This window comes from Streptomyces sp. YS415 (assembly GCF_023544665.1).
Classification (GTDB): domain Bacteria; phylum Actinomycetota; class Actinomycetes; order Streptomycetales; family Streptomycetaceae; genus Streptomyces.
This window is the reverse complement of record NZ_JAMJFL010000040.1, coordinates 29,315-47,660: the sequence shown is the minus strand read 5'-3', so window position 1 is coordinate 47,660 and position 18,346 is coordinate 29,315. Positions and strand designations below refer to the sequence as shown.

The window sequence follows — 18,346 nt, the reverse complement described above, 5'->3', positions numbered from 1 at the left end:
GCGGGGTCTGCCGGCGGGGTGATTGGCGGCGGGCTGGTGGGTTGTGGCGCGGCCTGGTGGGTTGTGGCGCGGCCTGGTGGTGATGTGGGCGCAGAGCTGGTGGGGGATGTGGCGTGGACCTGTCCGCGGGGTGTCCGGTCGGCCGGTTGGGGTTGTGGCGCGATCTGTTCGTGGCGTGTTCGGGGGGCCGGTGGGGGTTTTGCCTGCTCGTGGTGTGTCCGGTGGCCTGGGGCGGGTTTGGCGTGGGCTGGTCATGCGCGGAGGCGCAGGCCGCGGGGGGTGGCGATGAAGCCCGCTCCTTCCAGGAGGACGCCGAGGGGGGAGGTCAGGGCGGAGGCGCCGTTGACGCGTTCGACGGTGACCGTGCCGAGGGAGCCCGCGCGGGCTGCCGCCGCGAGGGCGTCGGCGGCCGCTTGCAGGCGGGGGTCGTCCGCCGGTGCGTCGTCGGGGGCGGCGGGCCAGGCCAGCAGGGTCTTGCCGCCGCGCTCCATGTACAGGGTCAGCTCGCCGTCGACCAGGACCACCAGCGAGCCCGCCTTGCGGCCCGGCTTGTGTCCGGCGCCGGACGGCGGTTCGGGCCAGGGCAGGGCGGCGCCGTAGGCGTTCGCCGGGTCGGCGGCGGCGAGGACGACGGCCCGGGAGTCGGAGGCGGGGCGGGTGCGGTGCGGGGGAGGGGGGAAGTCGCGGGGCGAGATGTACTCGTCCGGCCTGGTGGGGAAGGGTGCGGCGCTCTCGTCGAAGTCGTGGCCGGCGAAGGTCTCGGTCTCGAAGGGCGGTGCCGGGAGCGCGTCGCCGCGGTCACGGGCGTTCGACACCGCGCGCAGCCGGTCCACGGCGCCGTCCATCGCGAACTGCGCGGCGCCCAGGCCCTCCACCACATAGCCGCGCCGGGCCTGCCCGCTCTCCTCGAAGACGGACAGGATGCGGTACGTCGCCGAGAAGCCGCCCTCGACGCCTTCCGCGGAGACGGCGCCCCGGGTGACCACGCCGTGCCGGTCGAGGAGGGCGCGGGCCAGGGCGTGGGCGCGGACGGTGGGGTCGGGTTCGGGTGCTGGGAGCAGGGACCAGCGGCCCGCGACGGTCGGCGGGCCCGAGCGGGAGGCGGGGCGGGCGGGGGGCGTGAGCGAGCCGTAGCGTCCGCGCGGCACCGTGCGCTTGGCGCGGTGGGCGGTGGAGCCCGCGGTGCGGCCCGAGCCCAGCAGCGAGCGCATCGGTGCCAGGGTGTCGTTCGTCAGACGGCCCGACCAGGCCAGCTCCCAGATGATGTCGGCGAGTTGGGGGTCGGTGGCGTCGGGGTGGGTGGTGGCGCGGACCTGGTCGGCGATCTGCCGGAAGAACAGGCCGTAGCCGCCGGACAGGGTGTCCAGGACCGACTGGTGGAGCGCGGTCAGCTCCAGGGGGTGGGGCGCCGACACCAACAGAGGGGCCGCGTCCGCCATGTACAGGGAGACCCAGCCGTCCTTTCCGGGCAGGGCGCCGGCGCCGGCCCACACCACCTCCCCGGCGGCGGTCAGTTCGTCGAGCATCCCGGGGGTGTAGTTCCCGACCCGGGACGGCAGGACCAGCTTCTCCAGGGCCGAAGCGGGCACCGACGCGCCCTGCAACTGCTCAATGGCGCGCACCAGTCCGTCGATGCCGCGCAGTCCGTGTCCCTTGCCGATGTGCTGCCACTGGGGCAGGAACTGGGCGAGCGCGGCCGATGCCACCGGCTCCAGTTCGTGCCGCAGCGCGGCCAGGGAACGGCGCCTGAGCCGGCGCAGCACCGTCGCGTCGCACCACTCCTGACCGATCCCCGCCGGATGGAACTCGCCCTGGACCACTCTCCCCGCCGCCGCCAGCCGCTGCAGGGCGCCCTCGGTGACGGCCACGCCCAGGCCGAAACGGGCCGCCGCGGCGACCGAGGTGAACGGGCCGTGGGTGCGGGCGTACCGCGCGAGGAGATCGCCGAGCGGGTCCTTCACCGGTTCCGTGAAGGCCTCCGGGACTCCCACCGGCAGGGCGGTGCCGAGGGCGTCGCGCAGCCGGCCCGCGTCCTCGATCGCCGCCCAGTGCTCGGCACCGGCGATACGGACCTGGATGGCGCGGCGGGCCCCCGCCAGCTCTCGCGCCCACTGCGGCTCCGCGCCCCGCTCGGCCAGCTCGGCGTCGGTCAGCGGGCCGAGCATCCGCAGGAGGTCCGCGACGCCCTCGGCGTCCTTGACGCGGCGGTCCTCCGTGCGCCACTGCAGTTCCTGCTCCAGCTCGGTCAGCACCTCGGCGTCGAGCAGCTCGCGCAGCTCCGCCTGGCCGAGCAGTTCGGCCAGCAGCCGGGAGTCGAGGGAGAGGGCGGCGGCGCGGCGCTCGGCGAGCGGGGAGTCGCCCTCGTACAGGAACTGGGCGACGTAGCCGAACAGCAGGGAGCGGGCGAAGGGGGAGGGCTCGGGGGTGGTGACCTCGACCAGGCGCACCTTGCGGGACTCCAGGTCGCCCATCAGCTCGGTGAGTCCGGGCACGTCGAAGACGTCCTGGAGGCACTCGCGGACCGCCTCCAGGACGATCGGGAACGAACCGAACTCGCTGGCCACCTGGAGCAGTTGCGCCGCGCGCTGGCGCTGCTGCCACAGCGGGGTGCGCTTGCCGGGGTTGCGGCGCGGCAGGAGCAGGGCGCGCGCCGCGCACTCCCGGAAGCGGGAGGCGAACAGCGCGGAGCCGCCGACCTGGTCGGTGACGATCTGGTCGACCTCGCCCTTGTCGAAGACGACGTCCGCGGCGCCCACGGGGGCCTGGTCGGCGTCGAACTCCGTGCCCGCCTTCACGGGCTCCCGGTCGAGCAGGTCCAGGCCCATCAGATCGGCGTCCGGCAGGCGCAGCACGATGCCGTCGTCGGCGTGCATGACCTGCGCGTCCATGCCGTACCGCTCGGAGAGCTTGGCGCCGAGCGCCAACGCCCAGGGAGCGTGCACCTGGGCGCCGAACGGGGAGTGCACCACGACGCGCCAGTCGCCGAGCTCGTCGCGGAAGCGCTCCACGACGATGGTGCGGTCGTCGGGGATGTGGCCGCAGGCCTCGCGCTGTTCGGCCAGGTAGGACAGGACGTTGTCGGCGGCCCAGGCGTCCAGTCCCGCGGCCAGCAGGCGCAGCCGGGCGTCCTCCTGGGTGAGCGAGCCGACCTCGCGCAGGAACGCGCCCAGCGCGCGGCCCAGTTCGAGCGGGCGGCCCAGCTGGTCGCCCTTCCAGAACGGGAGCCGGCCGGGGACGCCCGGAGCGGGGGAGACCAGGACGCGGTCGCGGGTGATGTCCTCGATGCGCCAGGAGCTGGTGCCGAGCGTGAAGACATCGCCCACACGTGACTCGTAGACCATCTCCTCGTCGAGCTCGCCGACCCGGCCGCCGCCCTTCTTGGGGTCGGATCCGGCGAGGAACACGCCGAACAGGCCGCGGTCGGGGATGGTGCCGCCGGAGGTGACGGCGAGGCGCTGGGCTCCGGGGCGGCCGGTGACGGTGCCGGCGACGCGGTCCCACACCACGCGTGGGCGCAGTTCGGCGAAGGCGTCCGAGGGATAGCGCCCGGCGAGCATGTCCAGGACCGCCGTGAACGCGGACTCGGGGAGCGAGGCGAAGGGGGCGGCCCGGCGGACCATCGCGAGGAGGTCGTCGAACTGCCAGGTGTCCATCGACGTCATGGCGACGATCTGCTGGGCCAGCACGTCCAGGGGGTTGGCGGGGACGCGGAGCGACTCGATGGCGCCGGTGCGCATCCGCTCGGTGACCACGGCCGCCTGGACCAGGTCACCGCGGTACTTGGGGAAGACCACGCCGGTGGAGACCGCGCCCACCTGGTGTCCCGCGCGGCCCACGCGCTGGAGCCCGGAGGCCACCGAAGGCGGGGACTCCACCTGGACGACCAGGTCCACCGCGCCCATGTCGATGCCCAGCTCCAGGCTGGAGGTGGCCACGACCGCGGGCAGCCGGCCCGCCTTGAGGTCCTCCTCGACGAGGGCGCGCTGCTCCTTGGAGACCGAGCCGTGGTGGGCGCGCGCGATGACGGGCGGGGCGCCCTGGGCGGCCCCGGAGCCGCCCATCAGCTCGGCGGGCGCGTGGTGCTCGTCCAGGGGCTCGCCGGTGGCCCGCTCGTACGCGATCTCGTTCAGGCGGTTGCACAGGCGCTCCGCCAGGCGGCGGGAGTTGGCGAAGACGATGGTGGAGCGGTGGGCCTGGACGAGGTCGGCGATGCGCTCCTCGACATGCGGCCAGATCGACGGGCGCTCCCCGCCCTCATTGCCCTCGGCCACCGGGGAGCCGCCCAGCTCGCCCAGGTCCTCGACGGGGACCACCACCGACAGGTCGAACTCCTTGTCCGACTTCGGCTGGACGATCTCCACCTTGCGGCGCGGAGAGAGATAGCGGGCGACCTCGTCGACCGGCCGGACCGTGGCTGACAGGCCGATGCGCCGGGCCGGCCTCGGCAGCAGCTCGTCCAGGCGCTCCAGGGAGAGCGCGAGGTGGGCACCGCGCTTGGTGCCCGCCACCGCGTGCACCTCGTCCAGGATCACCGTCTCGATCCCGGTCAGCGCCTCGCGGGTGGCCGAGGTCAGCATCAGGAACAGGGACTCGGGCGTGGTGATCAGGATGTCCGGGGGACGGGTGGCCAGGGCGCGGCGCTCGGCGGGGGGCGTGTCGCCCGAGCGGATACCGACCTTGACCTCGGGCTCGGGCAGGCCCAGGCGGACGGACTCCTGGCGGATGCCGGTCAGCGGGGAGCGGAGGTTGCGCTCGACGTCCACCGCCAGGGCCTTCAGCGGCGAGACGTACAGCACACGGCAGCGCTTCTTGGGGTCGGCGGGCGGAGGTGTCGAGGCCAGCTGGTCCAAGGCGGCCAGGAACGCGGCCAGCGTCTTGCCGGACCCGGTGGGGGCCACCACCAGCACGTCCGAGCCCTCGCCGATGGCCTGCCACGCGCCCGCCTGGGCCGCGGTGGGCGCGGAGAAAGCCCCCGTGAACCAGCCGCGGGTCGCGGGGGAGAAGCCGTCCAGAGCTCGATGTGCGGAGCTGACCATGCGTCCATCCTGCACCCGGCCACTGACAATCGCGCTGACCTGCGCGAACACGGCCGCCACGGCGTCGTGTCGGGGAGCGGTGAGAATGGGGGCACGGCGGGATCGAGCGAGCGGGCGCGGCACTGGCGGTACGCGGAGCTGCCCGGCGTCGACCTGCTGCGGGCCCGGTACGTCAGCAAGACGTTCGTCCGGCACACCCACGAGCACTTCGTCATCGCCGCCATCGCCGACGGTGTCGAGGTGTTCCACCACCGCGGCTCCGACCAGTACGCGGGCGCCGGAGCGCTCGCGCTGGTCAACCCGGACACCCCGCACACCGGGCGGGCCGGGGTGCCGGAGGGGTGGCGGTACGGGGCGGTGTACCCGTCTCCCGAGGTCGTGGCGGAGATCGCGGCCGAAACCACGGCGATTCGCGGTACGCCCGGCTTCGTGTCCCCGGTCCTCGACGACCCCTACGCGGTCTCCCTGGTGCATCAGGTGCTGCGCGCCGCCGACGAGGGCAACGCCCTGGCCGCCGACACCCTGCTGCGGGTCGCCGTGACCCGGCTGCTGCGGCTGAACGGCGGGGCACTGCCGCAGCGTGAGGTGCGTACCGCGGGGGCCCGGATCGCGGCCCGCGCGCGTGGGGTGCTCCAGGAGCGGATGGCCGAGCCGCCGACCCTGGACAAGCTGGCCGGTGAGCTGGGCACCAGCCCCTTCGCGCTGCTGCGCGCCTTCCGGGACGCCTATGGGATGCCACCGCACACCTGGCTCACGGACGCCCGGGTACGGCGGGCGCGCGGGCTGCTGGACACCGGTGTGGCGCCCGCCGAGGCCGCCGTCGCCGTGGGCTTCGCCGACCAGCCGCACCTGAACCGGCACTTCAGCCGGATCGTGGGCGTGCCCCCGGGCGCGTACCAGCGGGAGCGCAAGAACGTACAAGACCGAAGAGGGCGGCTGCTCCTACCGTCCGAGGCGTGGCAGACACAACACTCACAGACATACGGGACAGCGGAGGAAAGCCGGACGCCGCCGTCGTACGGGACGGGCTCGGGGTCGGAGTCGCCGTAGGGCTGTCCGGGTTCGCGTTCGGGGTGACCTCGGCCGGCAGCGGGCTCTCGCTCTGGCAGACCTGCGCGCTCAGCCTTCTGGTGTTCACCGGTGCGTCCCAGTTCGCCCTGGTCGGGGCGCTGGCGGCAGGCGGAGGGCCGATCGCGGCGGCGGCCGGTGCGTTCTTCCTCGGGGTGCGCAACGCCTTCTACGGGCTGCGTCTGTCGCAGGTGCTCGCCCTCCCGCGCGCGGTGCGGCCGTTCGCCGCCCAGTGGGTCATCGACGAGACGGCCGCCGTCGCGCTGGCGCAGCCCACCCGGCGTGCCGCGCGGCTCGGTTTCGTGGTCACCGGGCTCAGCCTGTACGTCCTGTGGAACCTCACCACGCTGGGCGGGGCCCTCGGCGCCGAGGCCATCGGGGACACCGACGCGTGGGGCCTCGACGCGGCCGGGCCCGCCGTGTTCCTCGCGCTGCTCGCGCCGATGCTGACGAGCGCGACCGAGCGCGTCGTCGCCGGGGCCGCGGTCGTCCTGGGGCTCGGGCTGCTGCCCGTCCTGCCGGCCGGGGTGCCGGTGCTGGTGGCCGCGCTGGCGGCTCCTGTCGTGCTGTGGGCCCAGGGCCGGCGGGGGCTGCGGGAGGGGGACCGGTGAACATCTGGATCGCCGTCGCGCTGACGGTCCTCGGCTGCTACGCCGTCAAGCTCGCCGGGCTCCTGGTCCCCGCGGGCGTCCTGGAGCGGCCCCTGGTCCGGCGGCTCGCCGCGCTGCTGCCGGTCGCGCTGCTCGCCGCCCTCACGGCCCAGCAGACCTTCGCCGACGGGCGCGCACTGGTGCTGGACGCACGGGCGGCCGGGCTTGCTGCGGCGGGCTTGGCGCTGGTGCTGCGGGCGCCGTTCCTGCTGGTCGTGGGGGTTGCTGTGGGGGTTACCGCGGGGGTGCGGGCGCTTGGCTGAGGCGAGGGGCCGGGGGCCGGGGGGAGTGTGGACTTTGGTCGTGTGAGCGGTGGCCTCGAGGGCTCCGGGTGGCTCGGCCCGGGTGAGCGCGGGGCCTCGGCTGCCGTTACGTCACCCGATGGCCCGGCCGTACGCCCTCAGTGTGCGCAGGGCGGTGATGGTCACCAAGGGGCGGGCCTCCAGGGCGGGGGCCGGGGACCAGTGGCGCCAGCGGACGGGCCAGCCGCCGTCGGCCTGCTGCTCGGCGGCGAGGTGGTCCAGCGAGCGGGTCATCTCGCCGTCGGTGAACCACGCGCGTGCCAGCGATCGCGGACTCTTCGCGAAGTCGTGCGGGAAGTGGTGCTCGGTGGGGGCGTAGCCGGGCGCCACCGGGTAGGCGGCGAGGTCGCCGGGGTCCAGGGCCGCGAGCCGGTCCCGGCGCACCAGGCGGCCGAGCCGGTCCGCGGCCGCCTCCGCGCGCGAGCGGTCCGGCGCGGAGTCCAGGAAGGCCACCGCGGCCTCGACCTCGTACGGATGGGACTTCTCCAGGGACTCCACCGCCTGCCAGCAGAAGTCCGTCGCCCGGAACAACCAGGCGTGCCACACCTCGTTGCGGTGCAGCACCCCCACCACCGGACCGGTGGCCAGGAGCTCGCTCGGCGGGTCGTCCACGATCGGGATGAACGGCGCCGCCGGGTAGCCGCGCTGGCTGGGATGGACCGCCGGCAGGGCGCCCTGTGCGGTGGAGACCGACGTCAGGTAGCGGCAGACGCGCTCCACGCGCTGCCCGCCGCAGCGGCCGACCGCGTCCAGCACCTGCAGCGCGTGCGCGGTGTGCAGCGGCTGACTGACCGGGCCGCGCAGATCGGGTTCCAGCGCGTGGCCGTAACCCCCGTCGTCGTTGCGGTAGGCGTCCAGCGCGGTGTCCACCGGATCGGCGCCGCCGTGCAGGAAGTCGTGTGCGAAGAGGCGCTGCTCCAGCACGCGTGCGGTGAGCCAGACGAACTGCTCGGCGCGGAAGAGCGGGGAGCGCGCCGGGGGTGTCGGGGGGAGTGCGGATGCTCCGGTTTCGGCCATGCGTCAGACCGTAGGCCGGAAAGCGGTCTCGGTGAGGGGGCCCGGCGAGGGCCCACCCTCAGGGCGGGATACTGATGTCATGAGGTTGACGGTCTTCTGGGAGCGGATGGCGGAGCACTTCGGTTCGGCGGGATACGCCGAGACCTTCGCGCGCGATCACGTGATGTCGGAGCTCGGCGGACGCACCGTGCGCGAGGCGCTGGACGCCGGCTGGGAGGCCAAGGACGTGTGGCGGGTCGTCTGCCAGGTCAGGAACGTGGCACAGGAACAGCGGTGACAGGTCAGGAACGTGGCACAGGAACAGCCGTGACAGGTCATGGACGTGGCACAGGAACGGCCGTGACAGGTCACGAAGATCGCAGGACGGCACCCGGTTGTCGGTGGCGTGGGCGAGACTTGCTCCGTGGCACCCACTGACGACACCGGGCAGCTCTCGCAGCACCCCTCTCCGTTCGGCACGACGCCGCCGGCCAAGCCCCCGGCCGACGGCGCCGCCGCGCCGCCGCCCGCGCGCATGCCGCGCTGGCTGCCGCGCGCCATGGTGCTCGCGCTCGCGCTCTTCGGTGCGTTCCAGCTCGGCAGCTGGGCCTTCCACCAGCTCACCGGGCTGCTGATCAACATCGTGATCGCGTTCTTCCTGGCCCTGGCCATCGAGCCCGCGGTGAGCTGGATGGCGGCCCGAGGAATGCGCCGGGGGCTGGCGACCGCGCTGATGTTCCTCGCGGTGATCGTGGTGTCCGCCGGCTTCGTCACCCTGCTCGGCTCGATGCTCGCCGGTCAGATCATCACCATGGTCGAGGAGTTCCCGGCCTATCTCGACTCCGTCATCAACTGGATCAACGCCCACTTCGAGACCGATCTGAAGCGGGTGGACATCCAGGAGGGCCTGCTGCGCTCGGACTGGCTGCGCAACTACGTGCAGAACAGCGCAACCGGTGTCCTCGACGTGTCCGCCCAGGTGATCGGCGGTCTGTTCCAGCTGCTGACGATCACGCTGTTCTCGTTCTACTTCGCCGCGGACGGCCCGCGACTGCGCCGCGCCCTGTGCTCCGTCCTGCCGCCCGCCAAGCAGGCCGAAGTGCTGCGGGCGTGGGAGATCGCGGTGAACAAGACCGGCGGCTATCTGTACTCACGCGGTCTGATGGCCCTGATCTCCGGGATAGCGCACTACGTCCTGCTCCAGTCGCTGGACGTGCCGTACGCGCCCGTGCTCGCCGTCTGGGTGGGTCTGGTGTCGCAGTTCATCCCGACCATCGGCACCTATCTCGCGGGCGCCCTGCCCATGCTGATCGCGTTCACGGTGGACCCCTGGTACGCGCTGTGGGTACTGATCTTCGTCGTGCTCTACCAGCAGTTCGAGAACTATGTGCTGCAGCCCAAGCTGACCGCGAAGACCGTCGACGTGCACCCCGCGGTCGCCTTCGGGTCCGTCGTGGCGGGCACCGCTCTGCTCGGTGCGGTGGGCGCCCTGATCGCGATCCCGGCGATCGCCACGCTCCAGGCGTTCCTCGGGGCGTACGTGAAGCGGTACGACGTCACCGACGACCCCCGTGTGCACGGGCACCGGGGGCGCCGGACGGGCGGCCCCGGCCTGCTCACGCGCGTGCGACGGACGTGGGCCCGGCCATCGGGAGGAGAGGCCCCGTCCTCGGAGAACGACAAGGGCTGAGCCCTCAGCGCAGGCCCAGCCGCATCAGGACCCGGGGATGCCCGGCCAGCACCGACGTGGTGTCGGCGGCGTGGACGAACCCGGCGCGCTCGAAGTTCTTGCGCAGACCGGCGTACGCCATCGTCAGGTCGACCTTCGCCTCGCCGTTGTCGAGGGGGTACGCCTCGACGGCCGGAGCGCCGTGCGCGCGGGCGAACTCCACGGCGCCCTCGATGAGCGCGTGGGAGATTCCCTGCTTGCGGTGGCCGGGGCGGACCCGGACGCACCACAGCGACCAGACCGGCACCTCGTCGACGTGCGGGATCTTGCGGTTGCGGGCGAAGGAGGTCTCCGCGCGCGGCGCCACGGCGGCCCAGCCGACCGGCTCGTCGCCGTCGTAGGCGATCACCCCGGGAGGAGGATCGGCCCGGCACAGCTCGGCGACGTACTCGCCGCGGGCCGGGCCGCGCAGCTCGTTGTTGAGCCTGGACGGGATCCGGTAGCTCAGGCACCAGCAGACGTTGGCTCCGGGCGACTTCGGACCGAGCACGGCGCGGACATCCTCGAAGACCGACGCGGGACGCACCTCGATGGTCATGACCGCACGATAGAACCAGAGGGCTCCGGGCACCCGGGAGAACGGCCGGGGGCCTCCGCGTGGTGCGCTTGACACGTAAATCGAACATCCATTCTTATGGAGGCTCCGGCGAAGGCGCTCGGCGGGCGGATTGCCCTGGTTTCGACCGGTAAGTGCCCGAGTTATCCACAGGCCGGACGGGCGTCAGGGCGCATTGTCAGTGGCAGGCGTTAGCGTCTTTGACGTGAAGCGATCGACTCAAGCAAATCGGGTGGAACCCATGGCAGGAACCGACCGCGAGAAGGCCCTGGATGCCGCACTCGCACAGATTGAACGGCAATTCGGCAAGGGCGCGGTCATGCGCATGGGCGAGCGGTCGAAGGAGCCCATCGAGGTCATCCCGACCGGGTCGACCGCGCTCGACGTCGCCCTCGGCGTCGGCGGCCTGCCGCGCGGCCGCGTCATCGAGGTCTACGGTCCCGAGTCCTCCGGCAAGACGACCCTGACCCTGCACGCCGTGGCGAACGCGCAGAAGGCCGGTGGCCAGGTCGCGTTCGTGGACGCGGAGCACGCCCTCGACCCCGAGTACGCGCAGAAGCTCGGCGTCGACATCGACAACCTGATCCTGTCCCAGCCGGACAACGGCGAGCAGGCCCTGGAGATCGTGGACATGCTGGTCCGCTCCGGCGCCCTCGACCTCATCGTCATCGACTCCGTCGCGGCCCTCGTGCCGCGCGCGGAGATCGAGGGCGAGATGGGCGACAGCCACGTCGGTCTGCAGGCCCGTCTGATGAGCCAGGCCCTGCGGAAGATCACCAGCGCACTCAACCAGTCCAAGACGACCGCGATCTTCATCAACCAGCTCCGCGAGAAGATCGGCGTGATGTTCGGCTCCCCGGAGACCACGACCGGTGGCCGGGCGCTGAAGTTCTACGCCTCGGTGCGACTCGACATCCGCCGTATCGAGACCCTGAAGGACGGCACCGACGCGGTCGGCAACCGCACCCGCGTCAAGGTCGTCAAGAACAAGGTCGCGCCGCCCTTCAAGCAGGCCGAGTTCGACATCCTCTACGGCCACGGCATCAGCCGCGAGGGCGGCCTGATCGACATGGGCGTGGAGCACGGCTTCGTCCGAAAGGCCGGCGCCTGGTACACGTACGAGGGCGACCAGCTCGGCCAGGGCAAGGAGAACGCGCGCAACTTCCTGAAGGACAACCCCGACCTGGCCAACGAGATCGAGAAGAAGATCAAGGAGAAGCTGGGCGTCGGAGTGCGTCCGGTGGAGCCGGCCGCCGAGCCGGGCGCGGACGCCGCGGGTCCCGCCGCCCCGGACGACGCCGCCAAGACGGTGCCCGCTCCGGCCGCGGCCAAGGCCACCAAGTCCAAGGCCGCCGCTGCCAAGAGCTGACCCGTGACACGACGAACGGACTGGGCCGAGTACGCCTGCCCCGACCCGCCCGGGGAGTGGCAGGGGAGCGGTGCCGGAGGTTCCACCGGGACGGCCGGCGCGGCGTACGACGGGGACGGCGCCCCCGGCCCGGAGGGACCGTACGGCGGCGGGCGCCGGGCAGGCGGTGGCCCGGCGTCGGAGGCCGATGAGCTCGCCGGCGGTTCGCGCCGGAGAGCCGGCGGGACTCGTGGCGCGGGCGGCGCCCGGGGGCGCCGTCGGCGCGGTCGCGAAGAGCCGTCCGGTGAGGACGGAGGCACCTCTGCCTCGTCGAGGGCCGAGCAGGGGGAGCCCCCGGGGGACCCGGTGGAGCGGGCACGGGCGATCTGCCTGCGCCTGCTCACCGGGACTCCGCGCACCCGCAAGCAGCTCGCCGACGCCCTGCGCAAGCGGGAGATCCCGGACGAGGCCGCGGAGGAGGTGCTGTCGCGGTTCGAGGAGGTCGGCCTGATCAACGACAGCGCGTTCGCGGACGCCTGGGTGGAGTCCCGGCACCACGGACGGGGGCTGGCCCGGCGGGCGCTGGCCCAGGAGCTGCGCACCAAGGGCGTCGACTCCACGCTGATCGACGCGGCCGTCGGGCAGCTCGACTCCGAGCAGGAGGAGGCGACCGCACGCGAACTCGTCGACCGCAAGCTCCGGTCCACCCGGGGCCTCGACCGCGACAAGCGCCTGCGCCGACTCGCCGGGATGCTGGCCCGCAAGGGGTATCCCGAGGGGATGGCGCTGCGGGTGGTCCGGCAGGCGCTGGAGGCGGAGGGGGAGGAGACGGACTTCCTGGAGGGCGAGGGGTACTGACGCGGGGCACCAGGCGCCTTGCGGAGTGCAGGCTCCGCCTGGCGACCAGGCACCACGGGGGCACGGCGCCGCTCTACTGCCCGCCCGACGTCCTCGGGGGCGCACCCCGCCCGGGAGCCGTCACCGGCAGCCCCGCCGCCCGCCAGGCCTGGAACCCGCCGGTCAGATCGGTCGCCCGGTGCAGCCCCAGCCGGTGCAGCGACTCCGCCGCGAGACTGGACGCGTAGCCCTCGTTGCAGAACAGCACCACCCGCAGGTCATGGCTGTTCGCCTCCGGCACCCGGTGGCTGCCACGCGGATCCAGCCGCCACTCCAGCTCGTTGCGCTCGATCACCAGCGCCCCCGGAACCACCCCGTCCCGCTCCCGCAGCGCCGCGTACCGGATGTCCACCAGCAGCGCCTCGCCGGACTGGACGGCGTCGTAGGCCTCGCGCGGCCCGACGCGCACGTAGCCCGCGCGCACCCGCTCCAGCAACTCGTCGATCCCCACCGGCTGTTCGGACCGGCTGCCGTTGGAGGGCCGGCCGCCGGTGAAGGGCTGGTCGCCGCCGAAGGGCCGCCCGCCGCTCACTGCCAGTCCTCCGGCCGCTCCACCTGCTCCAGACGCAGGATCGGCCCGGTGCGGCTGTACCGGCGGATCCGGGGCAGCGGCGGATAGTAGGCGTGCACGGAGACCGCGTGCCGGTCGAGGGATTCGTTGAGAACCTCGTGGACATGGTGGCGGCCGAAGGAACGGCCCTTGCCGGCCGGCAGCCGCCGCTCCCGGTCGACGTCCTCGCTGAGCTCCAGGGTCTTCCAGCCGTCCGTGGGCAGCCGCACGGCGAGCGAGTTCTCCGTCAGCTCACCGGCCGCCGTCAGGAAGGCGCCGACCGAGTCCGCGTGGTCGTGCCAGCCGGTGCCCGAGCCCGGCGGCCAGCCGATCAGCCACGCCTCACTGCCGGCCGGCCCTTCCAGGCGCACCCAGGTGCGGCCCTCGGGGTCGAGCGGGAGTGAGGCGATCAACTCGGCGTCGACCGCGGTGCGCCGTACGAAATCGAGGAGGTCCGCCTGCGTGGGCGCGGCGGAGGGGGACACGGAAGGAAGGGAGGAGACAGACACGTCGACCGTCCTGATGAGGGTTCGCGGGGAGCGCGCGACGGCACGACGGCGGTGCGCGCAGGTGAGGAGAGATGCGAATTCAGCAGGACCGGGTACACATGCAGCCCGCATAGCGGACGAGGTCCACATGGACCTTCCGCCACAGGTGCACACAGGTGTCGGTCACGATGGGGAGTAGACCACGGCGGTGCGGAGCGGTCAACTCACCGTCAGCATGTGGACGCTGACGCCCCGGGGCCGCTCAGCGCGACCCCGCCGTGGCCTCCGCCTCCGACGTGACCGTGCCGCCCAGCGTGGCCTCCGCGGCCGCGTACAGGTCGGCCGGACGCACCCCGCCGAGCGCCGTGACGAGGTGGCCGTCGGGCCGGATCAGCAGGACCGTGTGGGCGGCGGCGCCCGGATAGCTCTCGGCGACCAGCAGCTCCGCCGGATGCGGCAGCGCCGCCACGGCCGCCGCGAGCCGCGGCATGATCCCGGCGGTCACCCAGTGCTTGCGGTCCCACACCCCGGTGCCCGGCGCGATCAGCAGCACCAGCAGCGCCCCCCGCCCGAGCCGTTCCCGCAGCTGTACGAACGAGCCGTCCTCCGCCGTCACCCGCACATCGGCGACCGGCGCGCCCACCGGGGTGTCGACGGCCACCTCGCCCTCCAGATGCCGAGGCGCGAGCGGCGAGTCGGCGTACGCCCCCGGCGCACCCAGCGCCCCGCGCCCCAAGTGGCCCTCGGCGAGCAGCGCGTCATGGCCACGGGCCGATCCGGGGACGTACGACCGCAGGCCCCCGCCGCCGCGCAGCAGCGGCAGCGCCTGGTCGGCGGCGCGCAGCCGGGCGGCGACGACCGCGCGCCGCTCCGTCTGGTAGCTGTCCAGCAGCGCCTCGTGCGGCCCGTGATGCCAGGCCAGCGCCAGCTTCCAGGCGAGGTTGTCGGCGTCCCGGAGCCCCTCGTCGAGGCCGTGCGTACCGAGCGCCCCGAGCAGATGCGCCGCGTCCCCGGCGAGAAGCACCCGCCCGGCCCGCCAGCGCCGGGCCAGCCGGTGATGCACCGTGTGGACGCCGGTGTCCAGGAGTTCGTACGGCGGTGTCGAGCCGTCCGTCCAGCCCGCGAGCGTCTCCCGCACCCGGGTGACCAGCAGCTCGGGGGTGACCAGGTCCTTGCCCGGCGGGAGCAGCCAGTCCAGGCGCCAGGCCCCGTCCGGCAGCGGGCGCGCGGTGACCTCGCCGGCCGAGGGGCCCGAGGTCCGCCACGGCGGCACCCGGTGCAGCAACGCTTCCTCGGACCAGGGGAGTTCGCTGCGCAGTGCGGCGACGGCGTACCGTTCGACGGCCGTACGGCCGGGGAAGCGGATGTCCTGCAGCTTGCGGACGGTGGAGCGGGGGCCGTCGCAGCCGACCAGGTAACTGCCGCGCCACCAGGTGCCCTCGGGGCCGCGGGTACGGGCGGTGACGCCGGACGGCTCCTGCTCGATGCCGTCGAGCCGGCTGTTCACGGCGATCCGCACCAGCCGTTCACCGGCCAGTGCCGCGCGCAGGGCGCCGGTCAGCACGTGCTGGGCGATGTGCACGGGCGCCGAGTCGTCGAACGAGACCTCGCGCATCACCTGCTTGCGCCGCATCGACCGCCATCCGGCCCAACGGCAGCCCGCCTGCCCGACCGGCAGTCCGGTCAGACGCTCCATCAGGGCGGCGCTGTCCTCGCGCAGGACGACGGTGCGTGCCAGGCGGGCTTCGTCCTTGCCGGGTCCCTCGTCGAGAACGACCGACGGCACCTCCTGACGTGCCAGTGCCAGGGCGAGCGTGAGCCCGACGGGCCCCGCCCCGACGATGATCACCGGGTCCACGGCGTGGTGCCCCCCGCCCGCAGTGATGTCCCGGGGGACGCGTGTGAACAGGAGGTTGGAGCAGGGTGCACGATCACAGAACGTATGCAACCCATTGCCGGTGCTTGCGTCAAGTGACGGAGGCAGTGGCGATCATGCCACTGCCTCCGTGTTGTTCACGCCGTGCTCCGCGTGTCGCTCAGGTCACTTGACCGTGCGTCACTTGTTCTTGGGCGGGTAGGTGAAGCCCCCGAAGCCGCCCGGTCCTCCGCCCTCGCCGCCGGTGCCGAAGGAACCGCCGACCGCCGCCGGGTTGAGTTCCTCCATGTCCTCCGCGCCGAGCACCGCGCCGGTGGAGCGCTTGCTGCGCCGCAGCCGGGCCTCCAGCCAGCTCGCGAAGCTGGTCAGGATGAAGTTCACGACGATGTAGACCACCGCCACCACGATGAAGCTGGGAATGACGTTCGCGTAGTTGGCCGCGAGCGTGCCGCGCGCGTTCAGCAGCTCGGTGAAGCCGAGCATCACGCCGCCCAGCGCGGTGTCCTTCACGATGACGACGAGCTGGCTGACGATGGCCGGGAGCATCGCCGTGACGGCCTGCGGCAGCAGGACGCTCGTCATCGTCTGGCCCTTGCGCAGGCCGATCGCCTTGGCGGCCTCTGTCTGGCCCTTGGGCAGGGCGAGGATGCCGGCCTTCACGATCTCGGCGAGGACCGAGGCGTTGTAGAGCACCAGGCCGGTGACGACCGCGTACAGGGGGCGGTCCGCGCTGCTGACGTCCGTGTAGCGAGCGTAGAACTCGTTGGCGAACAGCATCAGCAGCAGGACCGGGATCGCCCGGAAGAACTCGACCACGGCGCCGGCCGGCATCCGCACCCAGCGGTGGTCGGACATCCGGGAGATGCCGAAGAAGGCGCCCAGCGGCAGCGCGATGATCATGGCCAGCGAGGCGGCCTTGAGGGTGTCGGCGAGTCCGGGCAGCAGATACGTGGTCCAGGCCTCGGACTGGGTGAACGGCTCCCACAGGGCCCATTCCAGCTGGCCCTTGTCGTCCATCGTCCGCCAGATCCACCACAGCAGCAGGGCGAGCAGGACGACGAAGACGGCCGAGAAGATCAGGTTGCGCCGCTTGGCCTTGGGGCCGGGTGCGTCGTACAGAACCGAGGTCACCGCTTCACCGCCAGTCGCGTGCTCAGCCAGCCGAGGAACAGGCCGGTGGGCAGGGTCAGTACCACGAATCCGAAGGCGAAGACCGTGCCGATGAGCAGCGTCTGCGCCTCGTTCTCGATCATTTCCTTCATCAGCAGGGCCGCCTCGGCCACGCCGATGGTGGCCGCCACCGTGGTGTTCTTGGTCAGCGCGATCAGCACGTTGGCGAGCGGGCCGATGACCGAGCGGAACGCCTGCGGCAGCACGATGAGCCGGAGCACCTGGCTGAAGCTCAGTCCGAGGGCCCGGGCCGCCTCGGCCTGACCCACCGGCACGGTGTTGATGCCGGAGCGCAGCGCCTCGCAGACGAAGGCGGCCGTGTACGCGACCAGACCGAGGATCGCCAGGCGGAAGCCCTGGGCCTCGAAGTCGTCGGGCGCGCCCATCGTCATCCCGAAGATGTCGGCGAGGCCGAGCGAGGTGAAGACGATGATGACGGTCAGGGGGATGTTGCGGACGATGTTCACATAGACGGTTCCGAAGCCGCGCATCAGGGGAACCGGGCTGACCCGCATGGCCGCCAGGATGGTGCCCCAGACCAGGGAGCCGATGCCGGAGAAAATGGCGAGCTGCACCGTCACCCAGAAGGCGCCGAGCAGGCTCGGGTCGTCATAGTCAGAAAGAAAGTCGAACACGATCTCCCGCGCTTCCGGGTGTGTGGCGAACGTGGTGCACGGGGGCGGTCGTGTCGGGCCGCCGCCGTGCTGACGTGCCGCGCCGCCGCCGTGAGGCCAGGCCGACGGCGGCGGCGCGTGAGCGGAGAGCCGCGTTACTGAACGATGTTCCCGATCTTCGGGGCGGGCTCGTTCTTGTAGTCGGCCGGACCGAAGTTGTCCTTGACGGCCGTCTCCCACGCGTTGTCGCTGACCATCTTCTCCAGCGCGTCGTTGATCTTGTTCACGGTCTCGGTGTCGCCCTTCTTGACGCCGATGCCGTAGTTCTCGTTGCTCAGCTTCAGGCCGGCGAGCTTGAACTGGCCCTTGTACTGCTCCTGCGCGGCGAAGCCGGCGAGGATCGAGTCATCGGTGGTCACGGCGTCGACGGCGCCGCTCTGCAGACCGGCGATGCACTCCGAGTACGTGCCGTACTCCTTGAGCTGGGCCTTCGGGGCGATCTCGTCCTTGACGTTCTGCGCCGAGGTCGAGCCGGTGACCGAGCAGAGCTTCTTGCCGTTGAGGTCGGTGCCCTCGGCGATGTCGGAGTCCGCCTTGACCAGCAGGTCCTGGTGGGCCAGCAGGTACGGCCCGGCGAAGTCGACCTTCTCCTTGCGCTCGTCGGTGATGGAGTAGGTGGCGGCGATGAAGTCGACGTCGCCACGGGAGAGCGCGTTCTCGCGGTCGGCGCTCTTCGTCTCGATCCACTCGATCTGGTTCGGCTCGTAGCCGAGCTCCTTCGCCACGTAGGTGGCGACGTCCACGTCGAAGCCGGAGAAGGAACCGTCGGGCTCCTTCAGGCCCAGACCGGGCTGGTCGTACTTGATGCCGATCTTGATCTTGTCGCCGCCGCCCGAGCCGGTGTCGGCGCTGTCGCTGTCCTTGTCGTCGCCGCCGCACGCGGTCGCGGTGAGGGAGAGGACGAGCGCAGCGGCCGCCGCGGCGGTGACCTTGCGGAGCTTCATGGTGAACATCCTTTGTCTGGCTTGTCTGGTGAAGAGATGCGAGCCGTCGGTGCGGGTGACGC

General features: G+C 72.5%; 17 protein-coding genes. 7 read left to right on the top strand and 10 right to left on the bottom strand.

Annotated elements, in window-relative coordinates; translation table 11 throughout:
* Positions 1-251: 251 nt before the first annotated feature.
* Positions 252-5,036 (bottom strand): ATP-dependent helicase, encoded by a 4,785-nt coding sequence (locus tag M8H82_RS33010; protein WP_250078787.1) that lies wholly within the window; start codon positions 5,034-5,036, stop codon positions 252-254.
* Positions 5,037-5,102: 66 nt separating this feature from the next.
* Between M8H82_RS33010 and M8H82_RS33005 the strand changes: the two genes are divergently transcribed.
* From M8H82_RS33005 to M8H82_RS32995, 3 genes are read left to right on the top strand one after another with little or no spacing between them, the layout of a single operon-like run.
* Complete coding sequence (locus M8H82_RS33005) at positions 5,103-6,086, top strand: AraC family transcriptional regulator (RefSeq protein ID WP_250078786.1); 984 nt, start codon at positions 5,103-5,105, stop codon at positions 6,084-6,086.
* The gene (locus M8H82_RS33000; RefSeq protein ID WP_250078785.1) at positions 5,993-6,715 is read left to right on the top strand and encodes an AzlC family ABC transporter permease; all 723 of its coding nucleotides are present in this window, start codon (positions 5,993-5,995) and stop codon (positions 6,713-6,715) included. The genes M8H82_RS33005 and M8H82_RS33000 overlap by 94 nt, the downstream gene beginning before the upstream one ends.
* Positions 6,712-7,017 carry an AzlD domain-containing protein gene (locus tag M8H82_RS32995; protein WP_250078784.1) on the top strand — a complete coding sequence of 102 codons (306 nt, stop codon included), beginning with the start codon at positions 6,712-6,714 and terminating at the stop codon, positions 7,015-7,017. Before M8H82_RS33000 ends, M8H82_RS32995 begins: the two co-directional genes overlap by 4 nt.
* A 111-nt stretch (positions 7,018-7,128) precedes the next feature.
* On the opposite strand, the gene M8H82_RS32990 is transcribed toward M8H82_RS32995, so the two are convergent.
* Positions 7,129-8,073: a hypothetical protein gene (locus M8H82_RS32990; protein ID WP_250078783.1), complete on the bottom strand. Its 945-nt coding sequence runs from the start codon at positions 8,071-8,073 to the stop codon at positions 7,129-7,131.
* A 79-nt stretch (positions 8,074-8,152) separates the two neighbouring features.
* Between M8H82_RS32990 and M8H82_RS32985 the strand changes: the two genes are divergently transcribed.
* Together M8H82_RS32985 and M8H82_RS32980 are read left to right on the top strand one after the other, a co-directional pair.
* Entirely contained in the window at positions 8,153-8,350 is a 198-nt protein-coding gene (locus tag M8H82_RS32985; protein ID WP_250078782.1) for a DUF3046 domain-containing protein, read from the top strand.
* 126 nt (positions 8,351-8,476) lie between these two features.
* Complete coding sequence (locus M8H82_RS32980; RefSeq protein ID WP_250078781.1) at positions 8,477-9,742, top strand: AI-2E family transporter; 1,266 nt, start codon at positions 8,477-8,479, stop codon at positions 9,740-9,742.
* 4 nt (positions 9,743-9,746) lie between these two features.
* On the opposite strand, the gene M8H82_RS32975 is transcribed toward M8H82_RS32980, so the two are convergent.
* On the bottom strand, positions 9,747-10,319 hold the full coding sequence (locus M8H82_RS32975) for a GNAT family N-acetyltransferase (protein ID WP_250078780.1): 573 nt from the start codon (positions 10,317-10,319) through the stop codon (positions 9,747-9,749).
* Between the two features lie 259 nt (positions 10,320-10,578).
* On the opposite strand from M8H82_RS32975, the gene recA reads away from it, so the two are divergent.
* Together recA and recX are read left to right on the top strand one after the other, a co-directional pair.
* Positions 10,579-11,706: a recombinase RecA gene (gene recA / locus M8H82_RS32970; RefSeq protein WP_250078779.1), complete on the top strand. Its 1,128-nt coding sequence runs from the start codon at positions 10,579-10,581 to the stop codon at positions 11,704-11,706.
* Between the two features lie 3 nt (positions 11,707-11,709).
* Entirely contained in the window at positions 11,710-12,543 is an 834-nt protein-coding gene (recX, locus tag M8H82_RS32965; RefSeq protein WP_250078778.1) for a recombination regulator RecX, read from the top strand.
* Positions 12,544-12,616: 73 nt separating this feature from the next.
* Here the strand turns inward: recX and M8H82_RS32960 are convergent, their stop codons facing one another.
* From M8H82_RS32960 to M8H82_RS32935, 7 genes are all read right to left on the bottom strand, one after another.
* The gene (locus tag M8H82_RS32960; RefSeq protein ID WP_250078791.1) at positions 12,617-13,033 is read right to left on the bottom strand and encodes a rhodanese-like domain-containing protein; all 417 of its coding nucleotides are present in this window, start codon (positions 13,031-13,033) and stop codon (positions 12,617-12,619) included.
* 77 nt (positions 13,034-13,110) lie between these two features.
* Positions 13,111-13,641, bottom strand: coding sequence for a cysteine dioxygenase (locus tag M8H82_RS32955; protein WP_250078777.1), 531 nt, complete (start codon positions 13,639-13,641; stop codon positions 13,111-13,113).
* A 79-nt stretch (positions 13,642-13,720) separates the two neighbouring features.
* Entirely contained in the window at positions 13,721-13,768 is a 48-nt protein-coding gene (locus M8H82_RS36860; protein WP_374211733.1) for a hypothetical protein, read from the bottom strand.
* 114 nt (positions 13,769-13,882) lie between these two features.
* Positions 13,883-15,478, bottom strand: coding sequence for an FAD-dependent monooxygenase (locus M8H82_RS32950; RefSeq protein ID WP_250078776.1), 1,596 nt, complete (start codon positions 15,476-15,478; stop codon positions 13,883-13,885).
* A gap of 198 nt (positions 15,479-15,676) precedes the next feature.
* Positions 15,677-16,627, bottom strand: a complete 951-nt coding sequence (locus M8H82_RS32945) for an amino acid ABC transporter permease (RefSeq protein WP_250078775.1) — start codon at positions 16,625-16,627, stop codon at positions 15,677-15,679.
* The gene (locus tag M8H82_RS32940; RefSeq protein ID WP_250078774.1) at positions 16,624-17,301 is read right to left on the bottom strand and encodes an amino acid ABC transporter permease; all 678 of its coding nucleotides are present in this window, start codon (positions 17,299-17,301) and stop codon (positions 16,624-16,626) included. The genes M8H82_RS32945 and M8H82_RS32940 overlap by 4 nt, the downstream gene beginning before the upstream one ends.
* Before the next feature lie 134 nt (positions 17,302-17,435).
* Positions 17,436-18,284 carry a glutamate ABC transporter substrate-binding protein gene (locus M8H82_RS32935; protein ID WP_250078773.1) on the bottom strand — a complete coding sequence of 283 codons (849 nt, stop codon included), beginning with the start codon at positions 18,282-18,284 and terminating at the stop codon, positions 17,436-17,438.
* Positions 18,285-18,346: the final 62 nt, after the last annotated feature.